Source organism: Paraburkholderia sp. Ac-20347, from assembly GCF_017104805.1.
GTDB lineage: Bacteria > Pseudomonadota > Gammaproteobacteria > Burkholderiales > Burkholderiaceae > Paraburkholderia > Paraburkholderia tropica.
The window spans coordinates 1-12,525 of record NZ_JAAGPN010000237.1 but is presented as its reverse complement, the minus strand read 5'-3'; the positions used below and the strand labels follow the sequence as shown (position 1 = coordinate 12,525).

At 63.9% G+C, this 12,525-nt stretch carries 17 protein-coding genes; 11 read left to right on the top strand and 6 right to left on the bottom strand.

Annotated features, from left to right (window positions below; translation table 11 throughout):
- The coding region (locus G3N97_RS30430) for a DnaA N-terminal domain-containing protein (protein ID WP_277397805.1) at nucleotides 1-309 on the bottom strand (309 nt) is incomplete at its 3' end.
- 467 nt (nucleotides 310-776) lie between these two features.
- Here G3N97_RS30430 and rpmH point away from each other — a divergent pair.
- The 4 genes from rpmH to yidC all read left to right on the top strand — a co-directional run bounded on the left by rpmH (nucleotide 777) and on the right by yidC (nucleotide 3,483).
- Nucleotides 777-911 carry a 50S ribosomal protein L34 gene (gene rpmH, locus G3N97_RS30425; RefSeq protein ID WP_004198824.1) on the top strand — a complete coding sequence of 45 codons (135 nt, stop codon included), beginning with the start codon at nucleotides 777-779 and terminating at the stop codon, nucleotides 909-911.
- An 81-nt stretch (nucleotides 912-992) separates the two neighbouring features.
- Nucleotides 993-1,457 (top strand): ribonuclease P protein component, encoded by a 465-nt coding sequence (rnpA, locus tag G3N97_RS30420; RefSeq protein WP_221224246.1) that lies wholly within the window; start codon nucleotides 993-995, stop codon nucleotides 1,455-1,457.
- 98 nt (nucleotides 1,458-1,555) lie between these two features.
- Complete coding sequence (gene yidD, locus G3N97_RS30415; RefSeq protein ID WP_028211944.1) at nucleotides 1,556-1,786, top strand: membrane protein insertion efficiency factor YidD; 231 nt, start codon at nucleotides 1,556-1,558, stop codon at nucleotides 1,784-1,786.
- A gap of 29 nt (nucleotides 1,787-1,815) precedes the next feature.
- The gene (gene yidC / locus G3N97_RS30410) at nucleotides 1,816-3,483 is read left to right on the top strand and encodes a membrane protein insertase YidC (protein ID WP_205996636.1); all 1,668 of its coding nucleotides are present in this window, start codon (nucleotides 1,816-1,818) and stop codon (nucleotides 3,481-3,483) included.
- A gap of 139 nt (nucleotides 3,484-3,622) precedes the next feature.
- Here the strand turns inward: yidC and G3N97_RS30405 are convergent, their stop codons facing one another.
- Nucleotides 3,623-4,048, bottom strand: coding sequence for a transcriptional regulator (locus G3N97_RS30405; protein WP_205996635.1), 426 nt, complete (start codon nucleotides 4,046-4,048; stop codon nucleotides 3,623-3,625).
- Between the two features lie 365 nt (nucleotides 4,049-4,413).
- Between G3N97_RS30405 and mnmE the strand changes: the two genes are divergently transcribed.
- The 4 genes from mnmE (at nucleotide 4,414) to G3N97_RS30385 (ending at nucleotide 8,164) form a co-directional block, all read left to right on the top strand.
- The gene (mnmE, locus tag G3N97_RS30400) at nucleotides 4,414-5,814 is read left to right on the top strand and encodes a tRNA uridine-5-carboxymethylaminomethyl(34) synthesis GTPase MnmE (RefSeq protein WP_205996634.1); all 1,401 of its coding nucleotides are present in this window, start codon (nucleotides 4,414-4,416) and stop codon (nucleotides 5,812-5,814) included.
- A gap of 187 nt (nucleotides 5,815-6,001) precedes the next feature.
- Nucleotides 6,002-6,202, top strand: coding sequence for a hypothetical protein (locus G3N97_RS30395; protein WP_205996633.1), 201 nt, complete (start codon nucleotides 6,002-6,004; stop codon nucleotides 6,200-6,202).
- A gap of 262 nt (nucleotides 6,203-6,464) precedes the next feature.
- Complete coding sequence (locus G3N97_RS30390) at nucleotides 6,465-6,677, top strand: hypothetical protein (protein ID WP_346778142.1); 213 nt, start codon at nucleotides 6,465-6,467, stop codon at nucleotides 6,675-6,677.
- A gap of 464 nt (nucleotides 6,678-7,141) precedes the next feature.
- Nucleotides 7,142-8,164 (top strand): trypsin-like peptidase domain-containing protein, encoded by a 1,023-nt coding sequence (locus G3N97_RS30385; protein WP_205996631.1) that lies wholly within the window; start codon nucleotides 7,142-7,144, stop codon nucleotides 8,162-8,164.
- A 94-nt stretch (nucleotides 8,165-8,258) separates the two neighbouring features.
- Here G3N97_RS30385 and G3N97_RS30380 read toward each other — a convergent pair whose 3' ends face one another.
- From G3N97_RS30380 to G3N97_RS30370, 3 genes are all read right to left on the bottom strand, one after another.
- Entirely contained in the window at nucleotides 8,259-8,591 is a 333-nt protein-coding gene (locus G3N97_RS30380) for an ecotin precursor (protein ID WP_205996630.1), read from the bottom strand.
- Nucleotides 8,592-8,797: 206 nt separating this feature from the next.
- Nucleotides 8,798-8,959 carry a hypothetical protein gene (locus G3N97_RS30375; RefSeq protein WP_167371405.1) on the bottom strand — a complete coding sequence of 54 codons (162 nt, stop codon included), beginning with the start codon at nucleotides 8,957-8,959 and terminating at the stop codon, nucleotides 8,798-8,800.
- Nucleotides 8,960-9,154: 195 nt separating this feature from the next.
- Nucleotides 9,155-9,781, bottom strand: a complete 627-nt coding sequence (locus tag G3N97_RS30370; protein ID WP_205996629.1) for a LysE family translocator — start codon at nucleotides 9,779-9,781, stop codon at nucleotides 9,155-9,157.
- Between the two features lie 369 nt (nucleotides 9,782-10,150).
- On the opposite strand from G3N97_RS30370, the gene G3N97_RS30365 reads away from it, so the two are divergent.
- Both G3N97_RS30365 and G3N97_RS30360 read left to right on the top strand, forming a co-directional pair.
- Nucleotides 10,151-10,510: a hypothetical protein gene (locus G3N97_RS30365; protein WP_241030923.1), complete on the top strand. Its 360-nt coding sequence runs from the start codon at nucleotides 10,151-10,153 to the stop codon at nucleotides 10,508-10,510.
- Between the two features lie 276 nt (nucleotides 10,511-10,786).
- Nucleotides 10,787-11,341 (top strand): YaeQ family protein, encoded by a 555-nt coding sequence (locus G3N97_RS30360; protein WP_205996628.1) that lies wholly within the window; start codon nucleotides 10,787-10,789, stop codon nucleotides 11,339-11,341.
- Nucleotides 11,342-11,375: 34 nt separating this feature from the next.
- On the opposite strand, the gene G3N97_RS30355 is transcribed toward G3N97_RS30360, so the two are convergent.
- Nucleotides 11,376-11,798 carry a VOC family protein gene (locus G3N97_RS30355; protein ID WP_205996627.1) on the bottom strand — a complete coding sequence of 141 codons (423 nt, stop codon included), beginning with the start codon at nucleotides 11,796-11,798 and terminating at the stop codon, nucleotides 11,376-11,378.
- A 466-nt stretch (nucleotides 11,799-12,264) separates the two neighbouring features.
- Here G3N97_RS30355 and G3N97_RS30350 point away from each other — a divergent pair.
- The coding region (locus tag G3N97_RS30350) for an Ada metal-binding domain-containing protein (protein WP_277397804.1) at nucleotides 12,265-12,525 on the top strand (261 nt) is incomplete at its 3' end.

Genomic DNA, 12,525 nt, shown 5'->3' with positions numbered 1-12,525 from the left:
GGCTTCGGCGGCGGCCAGCGGCGCGCGCGGCGCGGGAGCGGCGACAGGCGCGCGCATGCCCGCCTTCGGGTCGAGGACGAATTGCACGTCGACGGGCGTCTGCCAGAAGTCGCGCGCCAGATCGGTGATCCGGCCCGAGAACTGGCTCTTCACCCAGTCGAGCTTGAAGCGGTTGGGAGCGGCTATCTGCAGCGTGTTCGCCGCAGCGTCGAAGGCAACCGGGGCCAACGGTTTAATCCACGTCACGTACTGCTGGGGCGTCAATTCGCGCTCCAGTAGTGCGGAACAGTGTTGCCAGAATTCGTTCATCGAGATGCTGTGGTCGTTTTGTTTGCGTGCAAATGCGTTCGCGCCGCGCGTGTCGCACAAATGCAACAAGGCCCTGGCGGGGCGAAAACAAATGCTCCGGACGCCCGCGCGGCAAGGAGTTGCGGCAAGCAGGCGGGCCGGAGCGGCAAGCAGGATTCTTGGGATAGGCGAGATTCTAACGCCGAAAAGGCCTGGCCAGGAAGTTATCCACAGGGACGGATCAAGGTGCCGTATCTTCTCTCATACTGTGGATGAGCGTGGCGCAACAAGGCTCCCCACGAATGCGGGACGGAACGGTTTGCTGCCTCCGAGCACACTTTGCTCGCGCTTCGACGCCCTAACCTATTGACGGCCAACGAAAAACCGGATTAAATAGCGGGTTCCGCGAAAACCAATCCCTTGTACCACCGGCCATTGCTTTTTTCCGCGATGCTCGCCGCGGTCATTTCTCAACAAGTGAGAGCAACATGAAACGTACTTACCAACCTTCCGTTACCCGCCGCAAGCGTACCCATGGCTTTCGCGTGCGCATGAAGACCGCCGGTGGTCGCAAAGTGATCAACGCACGCCGTGCGAAGGGTCGCAAGCGTCTCGCCATCTAAGCGCGCCGCTTACCAGTTTTGTCGATAGCACCGCTATCAGCACAATCGACCACGATCGACGATAGCGGGCCAGACGTGAAACTGTCGGACGAAGCGGACAACGCGAACGAGGTGCCTCACGGCACGTCGCGAACGCAGGCCGCTTTCCCGAAAGCCGCAAGGCTACTGAAAACGGATGAGTTCTCATCCGTTTTTCGTTTGCGCCCCTGGCGCCGCGCCGCGCACTTCGTCGTGTACGGCCGCGCCACCGGCAACGAGGCGCGGCTCGGGCTCGTGATCGGCAAGAAGTACGCGCCGCGCGCGGTCACGCGCAACCTGGTGCGCCGCATCGCCCGCGAGGCGTTTCGCGTGCGCCGCGCGCAGTTCGAAGGCTTCGACCTGCTGCTGCGCCTGCACACGAAATTCGACCGCAAGGCCATGCCGTGCGCTTCGTCGCCGCCGCTGAAGACACTTTGTCGCACCGAAATCGAGATGTTGCTCGACAAGGCCGCGCGCGAAGTCGCCAGGCGGCGCGCCGCGCCCGAGACGGGCGGCGCTGCCTCGTGAGGGCCGCGCGCCGGTCCGTCGCGATTGCTGTGCAGGCCGCGCCCGCTGGCCGGGCACGACGTTCGTCTTTCCTAGCGGCGCTGTCCGGTCGCCACGCCATGCAAACGGTACTGATCGCTTTACTGCGCTTCTACAAGCTTGCCGTGAGTCCCCTGCTCGGCAACCGCTGCCGTTTTTACCCTTCCTGTTCGGATTACGCGCGCGAGGCAATCCAGTATCATGGCGCCGCGCGCGGGACTTACCTCGCCGCGCGGCGGCTTTGCCGCTGCCACCCGTTTTCGGCGGGCGGCGTCGACCTGGTCCCGCCTGCATCTCCGAAAAAGCGCTGACGCGCCTTCCATCGACACTGAGACAACGCATGGATATCAAACGCACCGTCCTATGGGTCATCTTCTTCATGTCAGCGGTCATGCTGTACGACAACTGGCAGCGCGACCACGGACGTCAGTCGATGTTCTTCCCGAGCGCGACGCAAACGCAGCAGAACGCCGCAAGCGGCGCAACGCCCGCGAGCGCGGCTAATGCCGCCTCCGATCTGCCGGCCACGGCCGCAGGCACGGCGCCCACCGGCACGGCCCAGCCCGCCGAAGCCGCCGCGCAGCTCGTGCACTTCCGCACCGATGTCTACGACGGCGTGATCGACACGCGCGGCGGCACGCTCACGAAGCTCTCGCTCGTGAAGGAAGGCGACGGCAAGCAGCCCGACCAGTTCATCACGCTGTTCGACCACACCAACGACCACACGTACCTCGCGCGTACGGGTCTGCTGGGTGGCGACTTCCCGAATCACACCGACGTCTTCACCGTCGCAAACGGTCCGCGCGACCTGAGCGGCGACGCCACGTCGTTCCAGATCTCGCTCGAGTCGCCCGAAAAAGGCGGCGTGAAGGTCACCAAGACCTACACGTTCACGAAGGGCAGCTATGTGATCGGCGTCGACACGAAGGTGCAGAACGTCGGCAGCACGCCGGTTTCGCCCACGCTCTACATGGAGCTCGTGCGCGACAGCCAGCCGGTCGAAACGCCGCGCTTCTCGCACACCTTCATCGGCCCGGCGGTGTACTCGAACGAGCATCACTTCCAGAAGATCACGTTCGGCGACATCGACAAGAACAAGGCGGACTACGTGAACCAGGCCGACAACGGCTGGGTCGCGATGGTGCAGCATTACTTCGCCACGGCGTGGATTCCGCAGCAGGGCGTCAAGCGTGACATCTACGTCGAGAAGTTCGACAACAACCTCTACCGCGTCGGCGTGAAGCAGCCGCTCGGCACGATCGCGCCGGGCGCGACCGACAACGTGCAGGCGCGCCTGTTCGCGGGTCCGGAAGAAGAGCGCATGCTCGAAGGCGTCGCGCCGGGTCTGGAGCTCGTGAAGGACTATGGCTGGGTGACGATCATCGCCAAGCCGCTGTTCTGGCTGCTCGAGAAGATCCACGGCTACGTGGGCAACTGGGGCTGGGCGATCGTGCTGCTCACGCTGCTGATCAAGGCCGTGTTCTTCCCGCTGTCCGCCGCGAGCTACAAGTCGATGGCGCGCATGAAGGAAATCACGCCGCGCATGCAGGCGCTGCGCGAGCGCTTCAAGAGCGACCCGCAGAAGATGAACGCGGCGCTCATGGAGCTCTACAAGACCGAGAAGGTGAATCCGTTCGGCGGCTGTCTGCCGGTGGTGATCCAGATTCCGGTGTTCATCTCGCTGTACTGGGTGTTGCTGTCGTCGGTGGAAATGCGCGGCGCGCCGTGGATTCTCTGGATTCACGACCTCTCGCAGCAAGACCCGTTCTTCATCCTGCCGGTGCTGATGGCCGTCTCGATGTTCGTGCAGACCCGCCTGAACCCGACGCCGCCGGACCCCGTCCAGGCCAAGATGATGATGTTCATGCCGCTCGCGTTCTCGGCCATGTTCTTCTTCTTCCCGGCAGGTCTCGTGCTGTACTACGTCGTGAACAACGTGCTGTCGATCGCGCAGCAGTACTACATCACGCGCATGATGGGCAAGGGCAAGAAGAAGGAAGCCGCATAAGCGCGGGTTCCGATCTCTCAGGCCTTAGCCAGAAAAAAAGCCGCCCGGTGCAAACCGGGCGGCTTTTTTATTGTCCGTGGCCAAGGTTGGAGCGTTCTTCGCTTGCAGCCGCAAAGCGCGCTCAGGCGATACTGGGCGCTCAGCGTTTCTCGGGGCCGCCGTAGAACTGCGTCACGAGTTCTTCCAGCAAATACCGATGATGCGGGCTCAGCGACTCGATCTTCGAAGCCAGTTCGAGCGTTTCCTCGGAAAGCGGGTAGCGCTCGTCGGGTTTGCGCGGCTTCGGCGTGGCGCCCGCCGCCGGCGTATGCGGTGAGGGTCCGTAGTGCAGCCAGTGCACATCCACGTCGAGCCAGTTGGCCAGCGTTTGCAGTTTGTCGTGCGTGGGAATGGTGCGGCCGCTCAACCATTTGTGAGCGGTTTGCGGCGAGACCGGGTGCTCGCCGTGGTGGCGCAGGTTGAACTTGTTCGCCAGATCGGTGCTGCCGCGCGGTTTGTCGGGCGAGCGCCGCATCGCCAGTTGCAGGCGGTCGGCGAAAGCGGCTTTTTCTTCGGGCGTTGGCATGGGCCAGATTGTGCAATCGGCTTTTGTCGAAGTTGACAACCAGTTGAGCTAGATCTAGCTCACACGAGTTACACTTCGCCCGAATCCGCAGATAGCGCAACAAATCGGTTGCAAATTGGGGCGCGATTTAACGATGCCTGTTAGTGCGGCATTTTGGCCGGGATTTTCGGTCGCATGGTCTCAATGCCGCAGCTTTTCCATCGGATCAATCTTAGCTAATTTGAGATAAATTGAGATAAGTCTCGAAGACGCTGAGGTCGAAGGTGCGCCCGCGCGTCGCGTTACAATCCACGCACTTTCTTTCCGGCGTCCGTCGCGGCGTCGGCCTGCCCGTTGCGGCTTAGTCCACGTCGATTCATCCAGCCATGCTCGCCACCGATTCCGATCCCATCGTCGCCATTGCCACTGCGCCCGGACGCGGCGGAATCGGCGTCGTGCGGGTCTCGTTCGGGCGCGCGGGCGCACCGGCCGCCGAGGCGCTGATGCAGGCGCTCACCGGCCAGACGCTCGCGCCGCGTCATGCGAGCTACGTGCCGTTTCTCGACGGCGCGAACACCACGCTCGACCGCGGCATCGCCCTGTATTTCCCGGCGCCGCATTCGTACACCGGCGAGCACGTGCTCGAGCTGCAGGGACACGGCGGCCCGATCGTGCTGCAACTCGTCCTGCAGCGCTGCATCGAGGCGGGGCGCGCGTTCGGTCTGCGACTCGCCGAGCCGGGCGAGTTCACGCGCCGCGCGTTCCTCAACGACAAACTCGACCTCGCCCAGGCCGAAGCCGTCGCCGACTTGATCGAAGCCAGCACGGAGGCGGCGGTGCGCTCGGCGGGCCGCTCGCTCGACGGCGCGTTTTCGCGCGACATCCACGCACTCGTCGACGACGTCGTCACGCTGCGCATGCTCGTGGAAGCCACGCTCGACTTCCCCGAAGAGGAAATCGACTTCCTCGAAGCCGCGGACGCCCGCGGCAAGCTCACGCACATTCGCGCCCAGCTCGACCATGTGCTGGCCGAGGCGCGTCAGGGCGCGCTGCTGCGCGAGGGTCTCGCGGTCGTGCTCGCGGGGCAGCCGAACGTCGGCAAGTCGTCGCTGCTCAATGCGCTCGCGGGCGCGGAGCTCGCGATCGTTACGCCCGTGGCGGGCACCACGCGCGACAAGATTTCGCAAACCATCCAGATCGAAGGCATTCCGCTGCACGTGATCGACACGGCGGGTCTGCGCGATACCGAAGACGAAGTCGAGAAGATCGGCATCGAGCGCACGTGGAGCGAGATCGACCGCGCCGATGTGGTGCTGCATCTGCTCGACGCGCGCGTGGGCATGACGCCCGAGGACGAGATCATCGCGGCGCGTTTTCCGGCGTGCGTGCCGGTCGTGCGCGTGCTCAACAAGACGGATCTCACGGGCGTCGCGCCCGAAGTCGCCACGCGTGACGCGAACAACGGTACGCAGGTCTGCGAAGTCCGGCTTTCGGCGAAGCAAAACGACGGTGTGGCGCTGCTGCGTGGCGAGTTGCTGCGTATCGCGGGCTGGCAGGCCGACGCGCAAAGCGTCTATCTGGCGCGCGAGCGTCACCTGATCGCGCTGCGTGCGGCGCGCGAGCAACTCGCGAATGCCGCGGCGCACGCCGATCAAAACGCGCAGGCGCTCGATCTGTTTGCCGAAGAACTGCGGCTCGCGCAGGAATCGCTTAATTCAATTACGGGCGAATTCACTTCCGACGACCTGCTCGGCGTGATTTTCAGCCGGTTCTGTATCGGGAAATAAAGCGTGAAATAGCGCGCCTGCGCGCTTTCACCGCCCGATCATGATTGCGAATTCCGCATAAACGTAAGGATTCGCAACGCGTCCCGCGCGCCGACGCCGCGCCGCCTCGGTGCGGTAATCCATCGTCACACATCGTTTCGTTTTCAAACGAGACGCACGCCGACAATACGTGCATCAGGAGAAAACGATGAAAACGATCAAATTCTTTTGCGCGATTGCACTCGCCGCCGGTATGGCGAGCCTCACGGGTTGTGTCGTGGCGCCGCCGTATGCCTACGCGCCCGCACCGGCTTACGGTTACGGCTACGCGCCGGGCTATTACGCGGCGCCTACGGTCGATGTCGGAGTCGGCTTTGGCGGCTATTACGGCCGCGGCTGGCGACATTAAGCACTCCCGTAGAACCCTGTGAAAAACGCCTGAAATGCGCGTGAACAGCATGCGCACAACACCAGGATATCCCCCGATCCGAGCCTGTCAACCGATCGTCAGGATGGCTGAGAAGCCCGGCTGACAAGGCTTCGACCCGGGGGAGACCACGCCCTCCCGGCGCCCTATCAGAAGTGATAGCTATACACCTCTTAGTGGCGAATTACAGTGGTTACACGAAATCCACTTAATGAGATTTCGACGATATCCGGGGGGCCGAAACGTGAAGTTTATCGATCAGGAAATCGCGCACATCATGCGCGTCATGGTGCCGTCGCTGCTGACTGAGGGCGCGATTCCCATCCTCTCATTCGAGTATTGGCATCAGCGCCTCTCGAATCTGCTCGATACAGCACAACTCTCCCACGCCCAGTTTCGTACGATCGACTCGCTCATGACGCAGCTCGAGCGCCTGCAAGCGCACGCTGCCGCCTGAACGATCCGGTCGTCCCGGTCGATGCCGCATTTAAACAAGCGGCACGACCCGCCGATTTGATTTACCTCGCCATGTAACCCGAGCATGGATTAGCCCGCCTTCGTGCGGGCTTCTTTCTTTTTAAGGATTCCGCAGCATTCTGCGGATGCCTCGCGCGACGACTCGCGAACTCACACGCCCATTCACGCGGACAAAAAAAGCCGCGGCAGGGGCCGCGGCGAAGAGCTTGCCACTACTGACAACACGGCGCCGAGGGGACGTCGCCGCCGAACCATTGTCACGGCTGATTCCGGAGTCTTCAATGGCTGCGAGGCCGATCTGACAATCGTTGACCATCCGACAATTACGCGCAGCCGCCCTTCGGTATGGCCCTTTATCAAGCGCTTTCCTCGCTGACGAAACCATCTTGAAATCCCGCCGGCCTCCCTGCATGTAGAACCCACTTTCATCGGAGAACACCGATCGTGGGAAGCCGACCTGCCTTCATCGACGATCTGGCCCGGGATCTCTCGCCCGACGGCGCCCACGTGCGCGCCGCCAGCGACGACGCGATTCTCGACGCCTATTCGCACACTGTCATCGGGGCGCTCGAGCGCGTGCAGCACGCCGTCGCCCATATTGCCGTCGAGCACCGCCCGAGCGGCCAGGCTGCCGCGCGCGGCGGCACCGGCTCGGGCTTTCTGTTCACGCCCGACGGCTATCTGCTCACCAACAGCCACGTCGTGCACGGCGCGAGCGCGCTGCGCGTCACGCTCGCCGACGGCTCGACGCACGATGCCGACCTGATCGGCGACGATCCGAGCACCGACCTCGCCGTGCTGCGTATCGGCGCGTCCGAGGCCTTGCCGCACGCCACGCTCGGCGAATCGGCGAAACTGCGCGTCGGACAGATCGCGATTGCCGTCGGCAGTCCGCTCGGACTCGCGCAGACGGTCACGACGGGCGTGGTGTCGGCGCTCGGGCGTTCGCTGCGTTCGGCCTCCGGACGCATGATCTACGACGTCATCCAGACCGACGCCGCGCTCAATCCGGGCAACTCGGGCGGGCCGCTCGTCAATTCGGCGGGCCAGGTGATCGGCGTAAATACGGCGATCATTCCGGGCGCGCAGGCCATCTGTTTTTCGACGGCGATCGATACGGCGAAGTGGGTCATCACGCAGCTGTTCATGCACGGACGCGTGCGCCGCGCCTACGTCGGCATCGCCGGGACCAACGTGCCGATCGCGCGCAAGGTGCAGCGCTATTTCGAACTGGCGACGACGACCGGCGTGCGCGTGATGGAGAGCGCGAAGGGCAGTCCGGCGGCGCAAGGCGGTCTGCGCGCGGACGACACCATCGTGGCGATCGACGGCCTGCCCGTGGACAGCATCGACGCGCTGCAACGGCTGCTGGACGCCTCGCGCATCGATCGCGTCGTCGAATTCACGGTGATCCGTTTGACGCAAAAGTTGAATCTGCAGATCACGCCCGTCGAGCAGACGTCCTGAAAGCGGTCGACGCGCGCGAAAGCGCTCGCCCAAAAGACTAACGGCCGCCTCCGGAAAACCGGAGCGCGGCCGTTTCGTTCAACAGAAACCGTGCTTACCAGCCCGGCTGCTGCACATAACCGCCATACGGCGGCGGGGGCGGCGCCGGTTGCGGCGGCCCGCAGGGCACGTAGCGGCCCGAATACTGGTCGTAGCAACCACCCGGCGCGGGCTCGGCGTACACGGGCGCGACCGCCACCGGGGCCGGCTCGGCATAAACCGGCGCCTGATAGACGGCCGGACCGCTGACAGCCGCACCCACCACGGCGCCGATCAGCGCGCCGCCTACGAGCGCGCCTACCACGTCGCCACCCCCATCGTGCGCGCTGGCCGGACCTGCCGCCACCACGCAACCCGCCAGCACCAGTACAGCAGCAATCTTACGCATGTCGTTCTCCTCGAGAACTGTATGAAAACATGCGAGCGATTGTGGCCCTGATACGCGGATACAGGTGCTGCAAAGGGTAACGACTAATTACGCGGATGATGAATTAACGCGATGAAGCTCGCGCTAACTACGAGACGGTGCGCCCGCCAGCAGGCGGATGCGCGCCGCCCGGACCGTTGGCCCGGGCTGGACAGCAGCGTGCTTCGTCAATGATGAAGAATGCTGCGTAACGGATGACGCCAGTCGATGTGATGATCTCCGGCGAGGACTCGCTGCCGGTGCTCCTCAAGAATCTCGTCCGAGAAAAGGAAAACGACAATGACGAGGGGGATGACCAGAAACGCGCCCAGTATTACGTGCTCGATCACGATTACCTCCTGGCTGTCAAGCGGTTGCAATTGCATTGTAGCTGGAACGCTACAGTTTGCACGCCGGACGACTACTTATTCAGAAACGAACGTGATCCGCCGTACGCAATCGCTTGAGCAGCGCGCGTGCCCGCCCTCGCAAGCCGGGAAAACACCGAGCGAAATCCACGGCGCATGCGCCGATTCAGCCGTTAATCAAGCCGCCGACTTCTTCCACACGGCGGCGAACAGGCCCGCGCCGATCAGCAGCGAACCGCCCGTGCGATTGACCGCCCGCTGCACGCGCGGGCTGCGCACGGCCTTGCGCGCCGCAGCGGCCAGCAGCGCGTAGCCGAAGGCATTGAGCGTGGCGAGCACGAGGAACGTCGCCTCGAAAACGACGATCTGCGGCAGCGCGCGCATATGCGGATCGATGAACTGCGGCACGAACGCGACGAAGAAAATGATGCTCTTGGGGTTCAGCGCGGTGACGGCGAACGCGTGCGCGAAGATGCGGCCGGTGCGGGTTTCGCTGGTGTCGGGCGCTTCGGGGTTCGCGATGGGCGCGCGCCACAGCTTGATGCCCAGATAGATCAGATACGCGGCGCCGACCCACTTGAGCGCCGAAAACAGCGTGGCGGAGGCGGCCAGAATCACGCCGAGGCCTAGCATGGACGCCGTCATCGCCGTGAAGTCGCCGAGCGCGACGCCCGCGGTGGTGGCCAGCGCATAGCGGCGGCCGTGACCGAGCGCGTAGGAAACGACGAGCAGCACGGTCGGCCCGGGAATGGCGACGAGGATGGCCGAGGCGATCGCGAACGGCAGCCAGTGAGCGAGAGTCATGGAATTCTCCAAAGGGGATGCCCGATTTATCCACGAAGATTGCGGGTGCGCAAGTCGGTTCGATGCGATCTGGAAACGGCGGCGAGGGCATGCCTGGCATCGTTTTTTATTCTGCGACCTGCGAATTATCGGGCGCTCGCTGAAGATGGCGCGGCGCGTCTTTATGTGCGGCGCGGCATGGCTTTCGCGTAGCGCATCGGGGCTTGCGCAATCACCGTGCGCCCACGCCGATGAATCCGCCTGTTGCGCCCGCACACAAGTTGTTCTTGCACTCCATTCGCGCTCTTCTACAGTGAAAAATGCGGGTCGATCGTGGCCGTTAAATACATAGCTAACCGAAGACAACCCACCCGCCGAGGAGGCAGGACGATGAAAAGGCTATCCGCAACCGCCGTGGCCGTTCTTGCCGTCTGCTCGGCGAGTCTCGTTGGTGTGGCGTCGGCGCAAGAGGCGCAGGAGGTCACGGTCAAGCCGCAGCAGACCGTGCAACTGAAACCTGGCTCGTACGGCTGCCTTTCCAAGGACAAGCTCGATGCCGTCTCCCAGCACGAGCAGGCGGGCGAGCATCAGCAGATGCAGGAATATTTCGCGGATTTCCGCTGTCTCTCCACGCCCGAGAACCAGTCGTACCGCGTGGTGCGCGTGGTGGGCCACGACGTCGAGTTCGTGAACGCCGCGAACGGCGACGACCAGGGCCTCTGGACCAGCGACCGCTCCATCAAGCAATAAGCCCAGCCGCAAGACGCGCGCTCACCGCCGGCACGCGGTGTCTGCGCGCGTCACGACCGTCGCAACCGCTTTCCTGTTTTGCCCCCTTCATCGCCGCGTCATTTTCGCTTCCGATCATCGACATGACCGGCGGACGCCTTACGCCGCCGTCTGATGAAACCGGCACAGCCCGTGCTCGAAACTCGCTATCATGTGCGGCTTTTACGCCGCGACGCAGCAAGTTGCACGACTGGCAGCACGACTGACAGCGGCGGGTATCGAGGGGCGGAAATCGGCATGGCACTTAAATCGACCATCTTCAAGGCAGAGCTGCAGATCGCGGACATGGACCGGCACTATTACGCCGACCATGCGCTGACGATCGCCTGCCATCCGTCGGAAACCAATGAGCGGATGATGGTGCGCATCGCCGCGTTCGCGCTGTTCGCGGGCGAGCGTCTCGAGTTCTGCAAGGGCCTCTCGGACATCGACGAGCCCGATCTGTGGAGCAAGGACTACACGGGCGCGATCCAGACTTGGATCGAAGTCGGCCAGCCAGACGAGCGCCGCATCGCCAAGGCGGCGGGGCGCGCGGACGAGGTGATCGTGATCGCTTACGGCGGCCGCACCTCGGATATCTGGTGGCAAGGCGTGCGCGGCAAGGTCGAACGGCTGCGCAACGTCACCGTCTGGTCGCTCGGCGAAGACGTGGCTGCGGCGCTCGGCAAGCTGGCCGAACGGACGATGCGCCTGCAATGCACGGTGCAGGACGGCGCGGCGTGGATCGGGAGCACGACGAGCGAACCGGTCGCGGTCGAATGGACCGTGCTCAAGGCGCCCGAGAACGTCTGAGCGCCGGTTCGGCACTTTCTGAACGTGCCCGGGGCTAGCCGTTCGGCGGCCCTTTCAGTTCCACCATGTTGCCCTCGGGATCGAACAGATACAGAGACGGCCCGAAGCCTTCCGCGCCGTAGCGCTCGACTACGTCGCCGGGCCGCGCGCCCAGCGCGGCGAGATGCGCCTTGAGCGCCGCGCCGTCGAACGGCTCCACGCGCAGACACAGATGATCCATGTTGCGGCCCGCGCCCGTCGGCGTCGCGCCACCGTTGCCCGGTTTCTCGCGATCGAGCGGACCGCCCATCGACACCAGATCGATCAGCGAACGGCCCGCGCGCAGCTGCACGAGTCCAAGTTTCGTTTCTTCGCGTTCGACGCGGCAGCCGAGCACGTCGCAGTAAAAGCGCGTCATCGCAGCCGGATCGGCGGCGCGAATGACGACGTGATCGATTTCGCGAATCTGGATCTGCATGACGGTCCCCGCCGATTGGCGTGTGCGAACAAAGTCATTGCAGTGTAGGAGGGAAGTTGGGCGGAGAATGACGTCTTGTCATCTCGCAAAGCGTGCGGCCGGGACGCAGAAAATGCGCCTCAAAAGCGCTGGACGAAAAAAAGCCCGCTGCTGTGAGCGGGCTTAATCCATATCAGGAGGAGACATGGAGGAGACAGGAACCACTATACACAGCGGTCTGACGCGACGCAACAAGTTTTTAAGGGAAAACCCGCAATGGTGCCATTTTGTCGCAGTCGCACGTTGACAGGGCACCGACGCGCGTGAATGGTGCTCGCGAACGACAGCGCAAAGGTCACGCAAAGCCGTCGTTTCGCGCGAGTCCCTGCGCGCGAACGACAGCGCAAGATCCGGCACGCCGTACCGGGGCGCGGCCTTTACAGTGGGGCCATCGAGTCAAGCACAAGCACCCTGCGGGAGTCCTGACATGAACGCCATTCCGAACGCCGACGCCGGACGCTGGGCCGCCGTCGAAGCACGCGACGCAAGCGCCGACGGCCAGTTCTTCTACGCCGTACGCACGACCGGCGTGTTCTGCCGTCCATCCTGCGCGTCGCGGCTGCCGCGCCGCGAGAACGTCGAATTTTTCGTCGATGCGGACGCCGCGCGCGCCGCCGGCTACCGCGAATGCAAGCGTTGCCGTCCCGGCGGCCTGCCGCGCGAGCTGGACATCGTGCGCCGCGCCTGC